Below are 17,275 nucleotides of genomic sequence, written 5' to 3' on the forward strand. Positions count from 1 at the left end.
GACACCTTAATAATGATTAAACTATATACTGATGCTGCCGTAAACCAAAAATATCAAAAAAGTGCAGCTGGCATCCTAATTCTCCAAAATTCTGATCAAATTCAACTAACAAAACCTTTAACAACAACTGATAATCATGAAGCAGAATTTCAAGCAGCACTAATTGGTCATCAACAAATTAAACCAGTAAATTCTGAGGAATTAATTTTCTTTTACACTGATAGTAAAATTGTAGCCGAAGCCATTAACAAGCAATACGCCAAACACTATCAATTGTATGTCGATCAGTTGCTTGAACTCGAAGCTAAATTAGGGACCGTGATTACTGAGTGGATTCCCGATAGAGAAAATAAAGGAGCCCATAATTTAGCATTACAGGCTCTCCATCATTTAGAACGAATATAGTTATCAACTGGTTTAGTAAATGTGCTTAAGTTCTGTGGTTCCGACTGTGCAGAAATCCAATCAGCAATCATTTGCCAATGATTGGTCCCGTTGTGAGCCCCGAAGAACCCAAGCCACCCGCCACAAATACTTTCGAATCAGGTGTTAATTGACCGAAAAATGGTGCGAAATCAGATGTATAACCTCGCGTCCCAACGCGAATAGCAATCTGTGCTGCTGAATTAAGTTGGGGAATAAATTTACCACCACTTTGAGTTAACGCTAAAATTTCAGGGTCCGTAGGTTCCAAATCAAATCCCTGATCATTTTCATGAGTTGCCCCAATTGTGATAATTCCGCCCTTAAAGGGAATAATGTCATTCTCTGATTCTGGCATCATTACTGGTAGCCGATCTGTATCCCAATCAGCTAATTTAAAATCAACTAACTGCCCCTTTTGTGGGCGAATATCGACTTTGTAACCTAATGGCATTAACAATTCTTTTAAAAATGCACCTGGAGCCAGAACTAATGAATCAAACTTAATTCGATTATTATCAAATGTCACTTCGTTATCTGAAGATAACATAACCCGTTTTCGAATAGTGCTCATACCCTTGGACTCAGCTGCCGAAATTAAGTGGTCAACTAACTTCTGCCCATTAATTTTTGCCCCACCAGATACATAAATTCCTGATTCGGTACAATTAACAATGGGCATCATCGCCATAATATCTGCCGACGTTACTTTTTTGATAGTTCCAATTGCACTACTATTCATGGATCTGCTAACCGCTAATTCATACAACTCATTAACCGCATTGCTATCTTTTCTAGTTACAATTGTGCCCGTCTGCTCATAGATACTCTCATCTAAATTAGCGTCAGCAACTAATTGTTGGTACAACTCTGCCCCATATGAAGCCAAGTTGTACCAGCGTTTGTTGCGTCGTTTAGATAACCAAGGTGAAATGATTCCCGAGGCCGCCTTGGTGGCTTGACCATGCGCATCATCGAATAACGTCACTTGTAAATTAGTTTGTTGGGCCAAATAGTATGCGGCAGTGGCACCAATAATGCCGCCACCAATAATTCCAACTGTCTTCACAAGACCCTCCTACTTACGATTGTGATTACTTTGAGCCCAGAACTGGAAGTAATCCGTTCTTAAAGCTCCATTATATAATTTACGTTTCTTAGTAGCTTTTTCACCGTAGTATTTTCAAAATCTAAATCTGAAGTGATGATGTATTTTGACCAATCGGTTAGTGGAGCAAATGCTTTACCCATCTGACGATATAGCTGGTGAACCTGTTCCTGTTCACTCATCCGTTCCCCATAAGGTGGATTAGCGACCATAACGCCTCCAGTTAGATCAGTCTTAAAGTCTGCAATAGCAACTTGCTTAAATTGAATATCCTGGGTCAAACCAACCTCTCGAGCATTAGTCTTAGCAATTTCAATCATTGAACCGTCGATATCTGATGCGTGGATTTCCAATGGTGTATCGTAATCAGCTAAATCATCAGCTCTATCACGTTCATTTTCGATAATTTGACTATCCATGAAGCCAAATTGTTCAAACGCAAAGTCTCGATTAAATCCAGGAGCAAGATTTCTGCCAATCAGTGCAGCTTCAATTGGCAATGTTCCTGAACCACAGAACGGATCCCAAAATGGCATATCTTTGTGCCAGTTAGTCAAAAGAATTAATGCGGCTGCCAAGTTTTCTTTTAGTGGCGCCGTTCCTTTTTCAACTCTGTAACCACGTTTGAACAATGAAGATCCAGTAGTATCCAAAGTTAAAATGACATGATCCTTATTGATGGCAACTTCCAAAGGATACTTTGCGCCCGTTTCAGGTAACCGGGTCGTCCGATGATAAACAGTTGATAACGAATTAACAATCGCTTTTTTACGATTGCTTGAACATCTGGAACACTGTGCAAGGTCGATTTTGCGACTTTCCTTCAACTGGAAATTCAGCGTCCATAGGTAAATACTTTTCCCATGGAATTGAAGTCGTCTGATCAAATAATTCTGTAAATGACTTCGCTTCAAATTCATCGACGATGATTTTAACCCGATCAGCCACTCTGAGCCATAAATTAGTTCTAACAATATCAGTCTCATCACCACTAAATCTAACTCGACCGTTTTCAGTTTGAACAGTATAACCCATATCTTTTAGTTCATTAGCTACAAGCGATTCGACACCGGCAGCACAAGTTGCAATTAAATTAAATTTCATATCTATCTATCCCAATTTCATTTTAAATATTTTTAGGTAATAAAAAAGTGGGAGCAAGCTCCCACAAATTCCTGAATGGTGTAAATTCCTGTAAGCCATGTTTTGTGCTTATCAATTCCCCAGGACAGGAATGACAAGTAGTAATCATCTATCTCGAAAGCACTAATGCTTTCCCCCCACACTTGGTTTGTTTTCCGTGTGTGAAGCTCCCCTACCAAAGTTTGGGTTTCCCGCTCGAGGGGTTTACCGCGTTCCAACAATTAAGTTTCCCTAATTACTCGTCTCTGTGGCACCTTAAGGATCGCCAGCATAGCCTTACGACCTTAGCCTTAAATCCGCCGTAACTCGTTAAAGTTCCCCGGCTTATTTTTTCACCGAGCACGAACACTACAGGCATTGCAGCCTGTGCGAGCATGGACTTTCCTCAGTTACCATAAAGATAACCGCGATTACTCAGAATCTACACCATATTATATTAGAGTCTATGAGACTCGTTTGTATTGTTACCACTATCAAGTTGTGAACCAAAAACTCTTCTTTCAAGGTTTGAAAGTCGTTTTAAAATGTCCATGTTTGTTGCACTAGACATTGCTTGGGTTGCAGCTGGTCTAGTAACCTGACTAGATCCAGCAGAAACGCCACCCTGATTAGCAGAAAGTGAAACTTGCTTATTTAGTTCATCTACTTGAACCCGCAATTTTTCATTCTGATCAGTTAAATCAGATATCTGCTTACTATATGATTCATAATCTTTGATGATGTCATCTAAAAATGCATCAACATCGTTAGGATCATATCCGCGCATCTTTTGGCGAAATTCTTTTTGTAGAATATCCTTTGGAGTATAGTTAATATTATCCATCTTTTCGGAACACCTCATCAATACTTTGCAACAAACTAAAATTAATGATACCACACATTACTCATCTTGAAAACCATTATTTAAACTTTCAAAATACTCATCAGCAGAATTTTGAAGGTCATCAAAACTGATCATTCTAAATGGGTAAGGACGCTTGTCGGCAAATTCTTTTATCCTGTTATAATCGTACTGCGTTTTTCCAGGATTGTCTAAATCATAAACTAACAATGCACTATCTGTATGGCTAATCATAAATTCTTGATAATTTTTTAATTGTTTCGGTGATTGATATGGCTGATTACTTACTTCAGCCGTAAAATCTGCCATTAACTTAGTTTGATTATAGGTTGCCTGGTTAGCTTCATTCCAGTTACTACCAAATTCAGCAAATGGTAATATCATGGCCGTTTGAAACTCATCTGGAAATTCCTGCTTTAATTCGTTAGCCACTTGAATTGTCCATTGTTCAATTCCCATCTGACCACCAGTGATAATCCAGTCAACTCCTGATTCAATTTCACTAATTAATTCATTTTTTAATACATAATCAATTATCGTTTTTTTCTGATCTTTATTATCGAAGACCCCTAATTCATAACCTCGATAACCAGTTACCCACAATCTACTCAAGTTACCACCTATATCTATAATTATTTCAAAAACTTTTTTTTCTATTGTTATAATATCATTATTAGTGTGATATTTTTAGGGATATCATATAATGATGTATTATTGGAAAGGATGCTTTATTAATGACGGTTAATTATCCAAGCGGAAAACCATTTAATGATAGTAAATTCAAAAAAGCCGCTTTGGTGCAACGACCAGCGACCTTTTCGAATCGAGGTATGACTTTAGAAGATGAAATCAACAAAAGCAATCAATATTATTTACGTAATAATATCGCTGTCATCCATAAAAAGCCTACCCCGATTCAAATTGTTTCAGTAGATTATCCCCAGCGAAGTGCTGCCAAAATCAAAGAAGCATATTTTCGCAAGGCATCTACAACCGACTACAATGGAGTTTATCGGGGAAAATATATTGACTTTGATGCAAAGGAGACTCAAAATAAAACATCATTCCCACTGAAAAACTTCCATGAACATCAAATTGAACATCTACGGATGTGCCTTCAGCAAAACGGAATTTGTTTCGCCATTATAAAATTCGTGTATAATCAATCCGTCTTTGTTTTGAAGGCCTCTGATTTAATCCATTTTTGGGATTTACAGTCATCTGGAGGCAGAAAATCCATTCCCAAGGCCACCATTGATAAAAATTGGCTATCAAGTAAAATATGGTATTAATCCATTAATTCCATATTTAGATGCTGTTAATCAATTAATGGAGTAATTTTTTTAGTAAGGAGAGACTTATGTCACAGAACAATCCGAAACAAACAGGACCCAATAGAAGATCTCAATTACCGAAGCCAAAGAAAAAAAGAACTTGGCTTAGAAGAACGATTAAGATCATTATTTGGGCCGTTGTTATCTTATTTGTCTTAGGAGCCGGCCTATTCACCTACTACGCGGCCACAGCCCCCAAACTCACAGGAGCTGCATTATCAAGTGATAACTCAACTAAGATCTACGACGCGAATAATCAAGTAATTTCCCGATTAGGAAGTCAAAATCGAGATTACGTAACTTCCGATAAAATCCCTGATACTTTAAAACACGCGGTAGTTTCAATTGAAGACCGTCGCTTTTACAAGCATCATGGAGTTGATCCAATAAGAATCATGGGAGCTGCCATGGCCAACGTTACGGGGTCCTCATTAGGACTTCAAGGTGGAAGTACCCTAACTCAGCAATTGGTTAAATTATCAGTGTTTTCAACCGCTGCTTCTGATCGAACCATGAAACGAAAAGCTCAAGAAGCTTGGTTAGCAATTCAAGTTGAAAATAAATATTCTAAGAATAAAATCTTAGAATTTTATATCAACAAGGTTTACATGGGCAATGGAGTTTACGGAATGCAAACTGCCTCAGAGTATTACTTTAACAAATCACTTGCTAAATTAACGCTTCCCCAATTGGCATTACTAGCTGGAATGCCACAATCGCCTACTTTGTATAATCCATATAAGTATCCAAAATATGCTACCGAACGACGCAATGAAGTTTTAAACGCAATGGTTAAGAACAAAGCCATCACTAGCGAACAGGGTCAGCAAGCTCAAGCAACTAGCGTCAAGTCTGGCCTTGCGAAAACCCATAAAAAAACTTCAACTAGCGAGCGTTTAAGTAAATACACTGATGCTTATTTAAAGCAAACATTACTGGAACTTAATAAGCGTGGGTACAAGGCAAACAGTGGTTTGAAAGTTTACACTAACCTTGATTTAAGTGCTCAAAAAAAGCTTTATCAAGTCTCAAACAGTGATCCATCGATTATTTACCCAAGTAAAAGATTTCAAGTTGGAGCTACTCTAGTTGATTCTAAGACCGGTAAAGTTGTTGCGATGCAAGGAGCTCGAAAAACTAAAGTTTCATTTGGGCTTAATCGAGCTGTTCAAACTGATCGCTCATCAGGTTCAACTGCTAAGCCAATTATGGATTATGGTCCAGCAATTGAATATTTAAAATACCCTACTTATCAACCCGTTAAGGATACCCCATACGTTTATCCGGGTACCGATAAATCAGTAATGGATTTTGATAATAAATATCAAGGAACTATCACCATGCGAAAGGCTTTGGTTGAATCGCGAAATATTCCTGCTCTAAGAACACTAGAAAATGTTGGTGTTCCTAAGGCCCAAGGATTCCTAAAGAATCTTGGCATGTCCTTTGATAAAGAACTAGAATTGCAAAACGGAATTGGTTTATATGTCTCGTCGGAACAGTTAGCTGCTGCTTATGCTGCATTTGCAAATGGTGGAGTTTACCATAAACCTTACTTGATTAATAAAATTGTTCAAGCGGATGGTAAAACCAAAACATATACAGCCAAGGGTAAACGAGCAATGTCCCCCGCTACCGCATTTATGATTACTGATATGCTTAAAGGCGTCATGGATTCAGAAGGCGGTTCAGGAACAGCTGCGAAAGTCGATGGTTTGTATGAAGCTGGTAAAACTGGTACCACTCAATATCCTAGTGATTTTATTAACCAAGTTCCCTCTGATTCCTCAATGGATTCTTGGTTCTCTGGTTACACAAAGAATTATTCCCTAGCTATTTGGACCGGTTATGATCGACAATTTAAAGCCAACTCCTATATCACTCAATCTCAAACAACTATTGCCCAACAAATTTACAAAAACGTAATGGGTTATATTTCCCAGGACAAGCCCAATACTGATTGGACTCAACCGTCTGACGTTGGATCTAATGGTAGCGATAACTATTACGTCGCTGGTTATCCAGGAACTCAAACTGATAATAGTTCGAACCAAACTACCAGCGGCTTTACTGTCGATAATAGTTCCAGTTCAGTTAGTGATTCAGTTGACGGTACCGTAACTTCACCAAGAAACGATGGTGAAACTACCACTTCAGGAACCACTTCTGGATCAACTAGTGGTGCATCGCAATCTGGAACAACTACTCAGCAACCTGCTGGTGGAGCTGGTTCAGGTGATGATGGAGATGATAATTCAGATAGTTCATCTTCAACCGATCAAAACACTACAGATAGTGGTAGTGATTCTTCAACTGGGGATACTAGTGATAGTTCCAATAGTAATACCTCAGATAGCAGTACAACTAATAACAATAACAACACAAACAGCAATGATCCTAATACCGGCGGTCAGGCTAACAGTAATGCTCAAGCCAACAATACAGCCGTTGATAATAGTGATCAATAATCACCAAATTTAATATTAATAACAAGACAAAAAAGCTAGAGTGAAATTCACCCTAGCTTTTTTGTTGTCCTTATTTATTTAAATCGATAAACGGAATTTCCGGACCAGCATAATTTTGATCATTATGACCAGTTTGGCTACTACCGGATTCACGATTATTAAGATAATTTTGAATTTGCGTCACTGACTTAAGATTTAATTTATCCCAATTAAGCATAATCCGATCCATATACTTAAGATTGTATACTTGGTTTAAAACTGCCTCTTTTAGCGCTAGCATAATAACTTCAACTGAATAATGGTCAATATCAAGCCATCCACTAATTGTCTCCATTTCAATTGGTGACAATGTCCGACCAAACTCTCGTTCCACATCCGTAAACAGGTTGGAACGGTCATAATTAACTGTAGCCACTTGTTTAACTGTGGTGTCAGTCTGATCATCTGGTAAAGTATCTTGATGACTAACTAAATTCATGATTTTTTGATACATCGGTGAAAAATCATAAGCATCAAGTTGATCTTTTCCTCGCTTAACAGTAGTAATAACCGCATTTTTATGTTCAATTAAACTATGAAACAGCTGATAAATTTTATCCTTGGAAAAGCCCGTTTGCGATACCAATCGTTCAACGTTCGGCATTGGAACTACTAATTCATTATCTCGTTTAATTAAAATATAAATTAATAATTCTTCATTCGATAAGCCTAGTTCTGAATAGTTCAGAAGTAAGAGATTGTTAATATTTGTTGAACCCTGAAAAAAAGTTTTTAAGGCTACTATCAGTCAAAAAATCACCTTGATTCATCTAAGGATAATGTCCTTTACAAAGTCTATGGGTAAATTCTGTTTAACAATCTTGGGAATGGAATTGCTTCACGGACATGATCTTCACCAGTAATCCATGTAATAGCTCGTTCCAACCCTAATCCAAAGCCAGAATGTGGAACACTACCGTATTTTCTCAGATCAAGATACCATGAATATTCTTCAGGGTCTAAGCCGGCTTGTTTAACTTGATCTAATAAATAATCATAGTCAACTGCCCGTTCTGAACCCCCGATAATTTCACCATAGCCCTCAGGAGCAAGTAAATCGGCACAGATAACCACGTCATCTCTAGTTGGATGTGGTTTCATGTAAAATGGCTTGATGGCCTTAGGATAGTTCATTACAAAAACTGGCTGTTCAAACTGATCAGCTAAGAAAGTTTCTTCTGGTGAACCGAAGTCAGCTCCCCACTTAACATCAAAATCATTTTTTTGTAAGATTTCAATCGCTTCATCATAACTGATTCGTGGGTAGGGTAATTTAGTGTACTTCTTAAGTTGTTCAACATCGCGGCCAAGAGTCTCAAGATCAGTGGCACAGTTATCAATCACATTTGAACTAAGAACGCAATATATTGTTCTTGAATTTCCAAACTTTCATCCTGGTGCATGAATGCCATTTCTGGTTCAATCATCCAGAATTCGATTAAATGACGTCTAGTCTTTGATTTTTCGGCTCTAAAAGTCGGTCCAAAGGTAAATACTTTGCCGAATGCCATTGCACCTGCTTCAGCATATAATTGACCACTCTGTGATAGGTAAGCATCACGATCAAAATATTCAGTATGGAATAAATCGGTAGTTCCTTCAGGGGCGCTACCAGTCAAGATTGGTGAATCAACTTTAGTGAAACCTTCCCGATTAAAGAATTCATAAGTTGCGCGAATAATTTCATTTCTAACTCTCATAATTGCATGAGGACGACTTGAACGTAACCATAGGTGACGATGATCCATCAAGAAATCAATGCCGTGTTCCTTTGGAGTGATTGGGTAGTCATTTGATTCAGAAACAACCTCAATATCTTCAGCTTCTAATTCATAACCAAATTTAGAACGAGCGTCTTCATGAACAACACCCGTAACCCATAAACTGGATTCTTGCCGAATTTCCTTGGCTAATTCAAAAATTTCTGGAGCTACCTTACTTTTTACAACAACTCCTTGAAAAATGCTGTTCCATCACGTAATTGTAAAAACGCAATTTTCCCGCTTGATCGTTTATTAGTCAACCACACACCAATTTTGACTCTTTCGTCAACGTACTTGGGTGCGTCAATCATATTGATTTCTTTCACGATTTTTCCTCCAACAATTATTTAATAAAACTTTGCATGTACTCGTTAATTCGAGATACCGCCTCAATAAGATTATCAAGACTTGCGGCATAACTCAACCTTAGATATCCAGGTAACCCGAAAGCAGCGCCATCAACTGTGGCTACGTGAGCCTCTTCAAGGAGCTTTTCGACCAACTCTCCTGATGATCCAAGGCCAGCTAATCTAACGGCCTCTTCAACATTTGGAAAGAGATAGAATGCGCCCTGGGGTTAACTGGTAAATCAAATCCCGGAATGTTTTGTAATAGCGGATAAATTTTATTCAACCGATCCTCAAAAGCCTGCCTCATATGTTCAACCATACTCTGATTACCAGTTAAAGCTTCAATTGCAGCATATTGACTAACTGCAGCTGGATTGCCAGTAGCATGGGATAACATAGCATTTACTTTACTAATAAGCTCTGGGGCGCCAGCGATATAGCCGATTCGCCAACCAGTCATTGAATACGCCTTTGATAGCCCACTAACTAAAATAGTTTGAGCAGCAATATTGTCATCTAACTGAATTAACGAAGTGTATTTTGCTCCGTTATAAATTAAACTGCTGTATATATCATCCGCGATAATAACAATATTATGCATGATGGCCCAATTACCGATAGCCGTTAATTCTTCTTTTGAATAAATTGTTCCCGTTGGATTTTGCGGTGAGTTAATAATCAACAGCCTAGTATTCTTATTAACTGCGTGATTCAAACTTTCCTCTGTAACTTTAAATTCATCATTAGTTGTCACCATGACCGGAGTTGCTCCAGCTAGAATTATTTGTTGTTCATAGCTAACCCACCCCGGCTGAGGAATCAATACTTCATCCCCCTCATCCACCAATACCTGCATCAATGTGTACAACGCCATCTTAGCGCCGTTCGTAACACTGATATTATCCGGTGTATAAAAAACATCAAAATCTTCCTTGATCCGTTGAGAAATCGCCTCTTTCAACGCTGGTAACCCGCTTGCTGGAGTATAAAAACTAGCATTGCCAGAATTTATTGCCGCAATTGCGGCCTGATCAATTGACTCAGGCGTTGGAAAATCTGGTTCACCAATACCTAAATTAATGACATCAATTCCGTCAGCTTGCATTTGCTTAGCTTGATTAGAGACCTTAACGGTTGCGGATGGCTTAACTGCTAGTGACCGTTTAGAGAATTTCATTAGATGGTGCCTCCTTTAGATATTTTCGATTAATTTCTTAATGGTCCCCGTCTTGTAAGACATGGTTGCAAAGCATAGTTTGTTATCCTTGTTAGTATAACTAACAATCCAATAAGGGTTAGATTTAATTAGGGTAATGGCAATACTATTAATCTTTTTGGGCTGTTGTCGTTGTTCAATCAAATTTCTAATTTGACTAACGGTCATCCCTGCCTTTTGATTAACAATCGTTACCTTACCACCTTTTTTAGCAATAATTGCATAAATGGATTTTCCCTTACTATCATTTCCTGCAACCGTATAATACGTATGTTTACCGAGGTTCTCACTATAGAACCCGGTCACTTTTTCCATTTTGGCAGAATTTTGTGCGATTTCGATTGCTTCACTCTTAGCGTTAGCAATTGGTCGTTCTGCTTGATGAAAAATGATAAACCCGCTGAATAGAATCACTAACACTACGATGCCTGAAATAATCCAGATTCTGCGGTTAGGCTTTTTCATTCTTCTTTGGCGTTGCATAATCATACTCCCATCAATTTTAGCTATTTTAATAGTATAGCAAATATTTTTTGACTAATTTTTTATTGACTAATGTTTTTCATAAAAACTTAGCATTCTCAAAATCGATTCATCTAGACTCCCGCTTTCAATAGGAATAGTGCTATCCATATTAGCCATCATAATTGAGCCGTAATGTTTAGACACCACTCGAGAATCCAATACAAATACCGTGCCAATATCGTCCTTGGTCCGTAGTAATCGTCCGATTCCTTGTCGCATCTTCAAAGTCGCATTGGGCAAACTAATAGAATAAAACGGATTTTGCTTGTTAGCTCGTGCTCGTTGGTAAAGAGCACTATTATATGGATCACTCGGTACGTCGAATGGTAATTGAGCAATAATCAACGTCTCTAACAAATCACCTGGAAAGTTAACACCTGACCAGAAGGTACCCGCTCCTAGCAAAATAGCCGGCTCTTGTTGGCCAAAGGTTCGACTTATCTTATTGGCGGTACCATTAACCCCTTGGGCTAAAACGTTATGAGTTTCTGTAAAGCCATCTTCAGCCATAAATTGGTAAGTCTTGCGAATTGCATCGAGTGAATTAAATAAAACCATTGTTTGGCGAGGCGAATTCTTATAGATTCGTTGGATTGACGAGCTTAAGTACTTAAAGTACTGATCACTGCTTACTTCTTGATCATCAGGATAGCTATCAACTAAAAACATCATTGCATTGTCGTTTGCCTTAAAATCGCTCTTTAAGCGTTTTGAAACTGTTTCACTCCGGTCTAGTCCTAGCGTATCAAAAATATATTTAGCCTTTCGGGATGAAAAGATCGTTGCCCCTGTAAACGTAGGCTGCATAAAATTATCGTAGATTGTCTTTTTCAGGTACCGATTAGTTTCAAATAATGCACAATTAAATGCTAAACTCTCATAATTTGAAATATCTTTTACCGTAATCCAAAATACCTGTTCCTCAAAATGATTGATATATAGGTTAATCATCATTGCTAAGTCACCTAGGTCAGTAATCAACCGGGTTAGTTGACCTAACCAACTACTAATCATTTGTTTATCCGATTCAGCGATGGTTTGATTATCAACGGTTAACTCTCGACGCAATTTTTTACTTAACTTACCAAGTTTCTTGATTTGAGGTTCAATCTCATTTTTTAGATTAGTTAACAAATCTAAATAACGAGACCGATTATTGGAACCAATATTAACGTGTAATTCAGTATTAGCTCGCTTATAGTTAGCGTTCGCAATTACCTGACTAAAAATTGTCGAAAACGTTTCGTTAACGCTGGCCCTAGTGGAACTAAGTAACCAAACAATTTTCTGTTTCAGATTATTTAATGCCTGGTTATTTGTAAACAGTTCATCAGTTAACGAATATCTTAGTCCCATTGATGAACGATCAAAATCAGCTAACAAATTACCAAGCACAAGTTGCTGCTTATTCTCTGAACGAACCACACCAAGGAATTGGTGGGTTTCATCAACACAGAGATAAGGTTTATTAGTCATCTGAGCAAAAGACTGCCAATTGGATAATAAATAATTATGGTTCACGATTAAGAAATTAGCCCGCTTAGAATTTTGAATATTAAACCGAAGAAAGTCATCCCCATAGAACGGATTATCCTTATTCAGCTCTTGTGCATTCAGATGATTAATTGACTCTAACAATGAATTTTGATCACCATTTAAATGTAATTCATCCAGATCTCCAGTTTTTGTCATCGTCAACCAAATTAAGATTTGCGCCTTAAGAAAGATATTATGTGGATGAGCTTCAGCATTATAAAGCAACTGCTTAAATCGACTGAGATCAATGTAGTGCCTACTGCCCTTCATAATGACAGTTGATGTATTAAATGGCAGACTTTCATTGATCATTGGAATTGTCTGATCCTTAAGCTGCTGTTGCAGGTAGTTGGTTGCAGTACTGATGACTACTTGCCGTTCCCCAGTCAAATAAGCGAATGGCAGGCAGTATCCTAGGCTTTTCCCAATTCCAGTTGGCGCTTCAATAATCAAATTTTTAGGTTCTCGTTGACTACTATCAGCATAATTATTATAAATCATGTTCATCATTGTGTTTTGCTGTGGACGGGATTCCATATTATCCGGCAATAATTTTTTCTTTTGACGTTTTATTTTTAGGAAACTCAAATTCTGGATTCCTAACGTTTTTTTCAATTAATTCCTTTTTTCTTAATACCAGTCCATTGGAGATATACAAATAATCTGGTAAATCGGGAGTCGTAGCTTGCGTTCGGTTACTAGCATCCATCTGTTGTAATACCGTAAATGTATCTAACGGTAACTTGGGATGTATCCGAACCACTTGCGACAAAGTCATCGCTGGTAATGCTTGCAATTGTTTAAATAGAACAATTAACAATCTGGCCGTTGCATAAGCATCCCCGTTAGCCGAATGTGGATGATCATGAAAAATATTGAAATACTTACTCATGTCCGATAATCGATAGCTGGTCAAAGTTGGCAGTAACAGTTGACTCAAGGTAACGGTATCGATGGCTTCCAATTCTAATTCGGGGTAGCCTACTCGTTGGAACTCACTGTTTAAAAATGGAAAATCAAAATTGACATTATGGGCTACAAAAATCGTGCCGCTAAGCAACTGATAAATCTTACCTGCGAGAGAATCAAAGGACTGTGCTGCATTGACTCGAGCCTGGTCAATTCCGGTCAACTGACTAATCCTAGAGGAAATAGTTTGCTGAGGATTAATATCCGTTGTAAATTCGTTAATTATTTGATTGTCTTGAACCTGATAACAACTAAATTGAATAATTCTGTCTGCGTTATTCGGGTCCGTCCCGGTCGTCTCAATATCTACGACTGAATATATCGAATTATTGTTCATTAAATTCACCGTTACTTTTATTTTCGCTTATTTACTATTGTCTATAATACTACATTACAGACCCCTATAGCTAGTCAGCATAGTTATTACGAAACGTTAAAGTCTCCGGTTATTCACAAAATATTAATTGATTTATGATAAAATTATACTGTTTGAAAGTGAGCGATTATATTGAAAAAGACAGTTTCAGCAAATAGTTTTGCTAAAATAATTTTATTCGGTGAGCATAGTGTCGTCTATGGTCACCCAGCCATTGCTTTGCCACTCTATTCTGTTGACGTGAATGCTACCGTAATACCTGCTAATTCTGGTCAATGGCTTCGCAGCCGATATTTTGATGGGGAAATTCAGCAACTTAGTGAAAACCTGCTTGGCATCAAACGGTTAATTAACTGGATCTTAACGACCCTTAACCAAACCAATGCTTCGTTCACCATACAAATTGATAGTAAGATTCCCGCAGAACGAGGAATGGGCTCATCAGCCGCCACTGCGGTGGCTATTACCAAGGCCTTATTTAAATATTTTGACAAACCCATTTCACGCGATAATCTATTACAAATCGCCAACGTTGAGGAGCAAATTACCCATGGTAATCCGAGTGGTATTGACACCGCAACGGTTAGTTCTGAACATCCCATCTGGTTTGTTAAACATCAAGAAAATGAACAGATTGAATTCAATTTAACCACTGATTATCTGGTAATTGCTGACAGTGGTATTAAAGGCAAAACCGCTGAAGCAGTTAACTTAATTGCTGATAACTTAATTGACGAAGCGGACGAGATACAACCTTTAATCACCGACCTAGGTCATATCGCTCACCAAGCTAAAACTGCTCTTCAACGAGCCGATTCAAAATTAGTTGGCGAGCTAATGACTACCAGCCATCATCATCTAAACAGGTTAGGTGTTAGTACCCCTGTGCTAGATAAGTTTGTCGATCTTTCAATCGCAAATGGGGCTTATGGGGCCAAGTTAACTGGCAGCGGCATGGGGGGATGTATGATTGCCTTAGTTGCTTCTAGTCAGCAAGCCCAACATGTAGCTAATATTTTGCGAGATGCTGGCGCGACTTCAACCTGGATTCAATCATTTAAAAATTATGGTTATACCGTGGAGGATGCAGATGACAACATCGGCTAATAATACCGCAACCGCAATTGCTCATACTAATATTGCGTTGATCAAATACTGGGGAAAAGTTAATGAACAGATTACCATCCCCTATACTGGAAGTATTTCATTAACCCTTGACCAATTTTATACCAAGACTAAGGTTACTTTTGATCCGCAGTTAACGGCAGATCAATTACTAGTCAATGGTAAAATTCAGACTAACTTAACTAAGGTTAGCCGAGTTTTAAACCGAGTCCGTCAGTTAGCTGGCTCTGAAAAATTTGCAATTATAGATTCGAAAAATTTCGTCCCAACCTCGGCTGGATTTGCTTCATCCGCCTCTGCTTTTGCCGCTTTAGCCGGCGCCAGCGCGACCGCCGCTGGGCTAAGCCTAACTCATCAGGAACTATCTAAATTAGCCCGTTTAGGATCTGGTTCAGCTAGTCGGTCAATCTTTGGTAACTTCGTTGAATGGCTCCCGGGAGATAATGATGATAATTCTTATGCAGTCCCCATGACTGATGTGACCTTAACCGACATCGCCGTCATCGCCGTCAATATTAATTCACAAAGTAAAACTATATCTAGCAGTCAAGGGATGCAATTATCAGCCAACACCTCACCGTATTATTCAGAGTGGCAGAACGTCGTAGCGCGAGACCTGGTTAACTTAAAACACGCCCTAATGACCAATGATTTTGCATTATTTGGTCAGATTAGTGAAGCAAATGCCATGCGTATGCACGCGCTAACGCTAAGTTCACTCCCTCCATTTACATACTTTGAACCAGGGACGCTAGAAGTAATTGAAACGATACAAGCTCTTCGCGCCGATGGTATTGAATGCTATTACACAATTGATGCTGGTCCAAACGTCAAAGTATTAACCCAAACGGCTAATTTATCATTAATTAAGGACCATTTAGTCGATCAATTTGGACCTAGTAGAATCTCAGTGGCACATCCCGGACCGGGAATCGAAATCTTAGAACATGAAAGGAATTGATGGCTTGATTACAGCAAAAGCCCCAGGAAAACTATATATCGCCGGTGAGTATGCAGTTGTTGAACCTGGCTATCCATCAATCATTGTGGCCCTTGACCAATTTGTAACTATTCAAATTGAACGTAGTGAAGGCTTTGGTAAAATTGTTTCTCACCAGTATCAAGACGGTGCCATCCGTTGGCGCAGAAATGGTTCCCAAATGGTGGTTGATAACCGTGACAATACATTTAGCTATATCCTTTCGGCAATTTCATTAACTGAAGAATATGCTCAACTATTAGGTAAGCACATGGCAGTTTATGACCTATTCGTTAATAGTCAGCTTGATAGCCCTAGTGGCCGAAAATATGGTTTGGGCTCTTCTGCAGCCGTCACAGTTGCTACGATTAAGGCGTTGTGCCAATTCTATGATTTACCATTAACTAAGACTAAGCTATTCAAACTAGCCGCTATTGCTCACCTTGAAGTGCAAGGTAATGGATCACTTGGTGACATCGCCGCTAGTGTTTATGGGGGTTGGATTGAATATCGCTCATTTGATCGAGATTGGCTCTTAGCGATGCGTAACACCACTGATTTAGCAGCCATTATCAACCAACCTTGGCCAGAATTAAAAATTACCGAATTAACTCCACCGACTGATTTAAAATTGATTATCGGTTGGACCGGTACGCCCGCCTCTACTTCTCACCTAGTCGACAAAGTCACTATCAAAAAAACTAGTAATCAGAAAGCCTATCTAAAATTTTTAGCTGCCAGTAAACAATGTATTGAAGACTTGCTAGTTGGCTTTGCTAATGGAAAAATTAGTCAAATCGAAACCGGTATCAAAGAAAATCGGCGAATTCTTAATTCTTTAGCTGAATTCACCCAAGTTCAAATTGAAACTCCAATGTTAAAACAAATGTGTGATATTGCCGTTAACAATGGGGCGGCTGCCAAGTCTTCCGGGGCCGGTGGTGGTGATTGTGGCATCGTCATTATTAATCGCAATTTAACCACCGATAATTTAATCAACGAATGGCGCGAAAATGACATCACCCCGCTACCATTAACCGTTCACGAAATTAATGATCTTAGTTTTTAGGAGGAGATATA

Annotated in this window: 12 protein-coding genes, 1 other RNA gene and 4 pseudogenes; 6 read left to right on the top strand and 11 right to left on the bottom strand. The window is 38.5% G+C overall.

The window, feature by feature from the left end:
• The first annotated feature begins 12 nt into the window (after positions 1–12).
• Positions 13–405: a ribonuclease HI family protein gene (locus NBRC111893_RS04575; protein WP_125008163.1), complete on the top strand. Its 393-nt coding sequence runs from the start codon at positions 13–15 to the stop codon at positions 403–405.
• A 67-nt stretch (positions 406–472) separates the two neighbouring features.
• Here NBRC111893_RS04575 and NBRC111893_RS04580 read toward each other — a convergent pair whose 3' ends face one another.
• The 5 genes and pseudogenes from NBRC111893_RS04580 to NBRC111893_RS04600 form a co-directional block, all read right to left on the bottom strand.
• A complete protein-coding gene (locus tag NBRC111893_RS04580) occupies positions 473–1,492 on the bottom strand; it encodes an NAD(P)/FAD-dependent oxidoreductase (RefSeq protein ID WP_125008164.1) in 1,020 nt (339 codons plus the stop codon).
• Between the two features lie 9 nt (positions 1,493–1,501).
• Positions 1,502–2,635: pseudogene (locus NBRC111893_RS04585) on the bottom strand (THUMP domain-containing class I SAM-dependent RNA methyltransferase).
• 86 nt (positions 2,636–2,721) lie between these two features.
• Positions 2,722–3,096, bottom strand: an RNA gene (gene rnpB / locus NBRC111893_RS04590) — RNase P RNA component class B.
• A 14-nt stretch (positions 3,097–3,110) separates the two neighbouring features.
• A complete protein-coding gene (gene gpsB / locus NBRC111893_RS04595; RefSeq protein WP_125008165.1) occupies positions 3,111–3,497 on the bottom strand; it encodes a cell division regulator GpsB in 387 nt (128 codons plus the stop codon).
• A gap of 57 nt (positions 3,498–3,554) precedes the next feature.
• Positions 3,555–4,127: an SLOG family protein gene (locus NBRC111893_RS04600; protein ID WP_125008166.1), complete on the bottom strand. Its 573-nt coding sequence runs from the start codon at positions 4,125–4,127 to the stop codon at positions 3,555–3,557.
• Between the two features lie 122 nt (positions 4,128–4,249).
• Between NBRC111893_RS04600 and recU the strand changes: the two are divergent.
• Positions 4,250–4,853 (top strand): annotated as a pseudogene (recU, locus tag NBRC111893_RS04605) (Holliday junction resolvase RecU).
• A gap of 22 nt (positions 4,854–4,875) precedes the next feature.
• Positions 4,876–7,317 carry a PBP1A family penicillin-binding protein gene (locus tag NBRC111893_RS04610; protein WP_125008167.1) on the top strand — a complete coding sequence of 814 codons (2,442 nt, stop codon included), beginning with the start codon at positions 4,876–4,878 and terminating at the stop codon, positions 7,315–7,317.
• Positions 7,318–7,387: 70 nt separating this feature from the next.
• On the opposite strand, the gene NBRC111893_RS04615 is transcribed toward NBRC111893_RS04610, so the two are convergent.
• The 6 genes and pseudogenes from NBRC111893_RS04615 to NBRC111893_RS04640 form a co-directional block, all read right to left on the bottom strand.
• Entirely contained in the window at positions 7,388–8,104 is a 717-nt protein-coding gene (locus tag NBRC111893_RS04615; RefSeq protein ID WP_125008168.1) for a DnaD domain-containing protein, read from the bottom strand.
• A gap of 47 nt (positions 8,105–8,151) precedes the next feature.
• Positions 8,152–9,445, bottom strand: a pseudogene (gene asnS, locus NBRC111893_RS04620) (asparagine--tRNA ligase).
• A 17-nt stretch (positions 9,446–9,462) separates the two neighbouring features.
• Positions 9,463–10,646, bottom strand: a pseudogene (locus NBRC111893_RS04625) (pyridoxal phosphate-dependent aminotransferase).
• A 15-nt stretch (positions 10,647–10,661) separates the two neighbouring features.
• Positions 10,662–11,168, bottom strand: a complete 507-nt coding sequence (locus NBRC111893_RS04630; RefSeq protein WP_125008169.1) for a cell wall elongation regulator TseB-like domain-containing protein — start codon at positions 11,166–11,168, stop codon at positions 10,662–10,664.
• Positions 11,169–11,237: 69 nt separating this feature from the next.
• The gene (locus NBRC111893_RS04635) at positions 11,238–13,283 is read right to left on the bottom strand and encodes a helicase C-terminal domain-containing protein (protein WP_125008170.1); all 2,046 of its coding nucleotides are present in this window, start codon (positions 13,281–13,283) and stop codon (positions 11,238–11,240) included.
• Position 13,284: 1 nt separating this feature from the next.
• Positions 13,285–14,052 carry an exonuclease domain-containing protein gene (locus tag NBRC111893_RS04640; RefSeq protein WP_125008171.1) on the bottom strand — a complete coding sequence of 256 codons (768 nt, stop codon included), beginning with the start codon at positions 14,050–14,052 and terminating at the stop codon, positions 13,285–13,287.
• Between the two features lie 171 nt (positions 14,053–14,223).
• On the opposite strand from NBRC111893_RS04640, the gene mvk reads away from it, so the two are divergent.
• The 3 genes from mvk to NBRC111893_RS04655 are packed head-to-tail and all read left to right on the top strand — an operon-like array spanning position 14,224 to position 17,264.
• Complete coding sequence (gene mvk, locus NBRC111893_RS04645) at positions 14,224–15,198, top strand: mevalonate kinase (RefSeq protein WP_125008172.1); 975 nt, start codon at positions 14,224–14,226, stop codon at positions 15,196–15,198.
• Complete coding sequence (mvaD, locus tag NBRC111893_RS04650; protein ID WP_125008173.1) at positions 15,182–16,177, top strand: diphosphomevalonate decarboxylase; 996 nt, start codon at positions 15,182–15,184, stop codon at positions 16,175–16,177. Before mvk ends, mvaD begins: the two co-directional genes overlap by 17 nt.
• 4 nt (positions 16,178–16,181) lie before the next feature.
• Positions 16,182–17,264, top strand: coding sequence for a phosphomevalonate kinase (locus NBRC111893_RS04655; RefSeq protein ID WP_305775321.1), 1,083 nt, complete (start codon positions 16,182–16,184; stop codon positions 17,262–17,264).
• Positions 17,265–17,275 lie beyond the last annotated feature (11 nt).

The organism is Lentilactobacillus kosonis (assembly GCF_003864335.1).
GTDB classification, from domain to species: domain Bacteria; phylum Bacillota; class Bacilli; order Lactobacillales; family Lactobacillaceae; genus Lentilactobacillus; species Lentilactobacillus kosonis.

Bases quoted from the DNA above. Each gene is read 5' to 3' on its own strand.
- NBRC111893_RS04610 (WP_125008167.1), top strand. From the start codon at position 4,876: ATGTCACAGAACAATCCGAAACAAACAGGACCCAATAGAAGATCTCAA.
- mvaD (WP_125008173.1), top strand. From the start codon at position 15,182: ATGACAACATCGGCTAATAATACCGCAACCGCAATTGCTCATACTAAT.
- gpsB (WP_125008165.1), bottom strand. From the start codon at position 3,497: ATGGATAATATTAACTATACTCCAAAGGATATTCTACAAAAAGAATTT.
- NBRC111893_RS04640 (WP_125008171.1), bottom strand. From the start codon at position 14,052: ATGAACAATAATTCGATATATTCAGTCGTAGATATTGAGACGACCGGG.
- NBRC111893_RS04635 (WP_125008170.1), bottom strand. From the start codon at position 13,283: ATGGAATCCCGTCCACAGCAAAACACAATGATGAACATGATTTATAAT.
- NBRC111893_RS04630 (WP_125008169.1), bottom strand. From the start codon at position 11,168: ATGCAACGCCAAAGAAGAATGAAAAAGCCTAACCGCAGAATCTGGATT.
- NBRC111893_RS04575 (WP_125008163.1), top strand. From the start codon at position 13: ATGATTAAACTATATACTGATGCTGCCGTAAACCAAAAATATCAAAAA.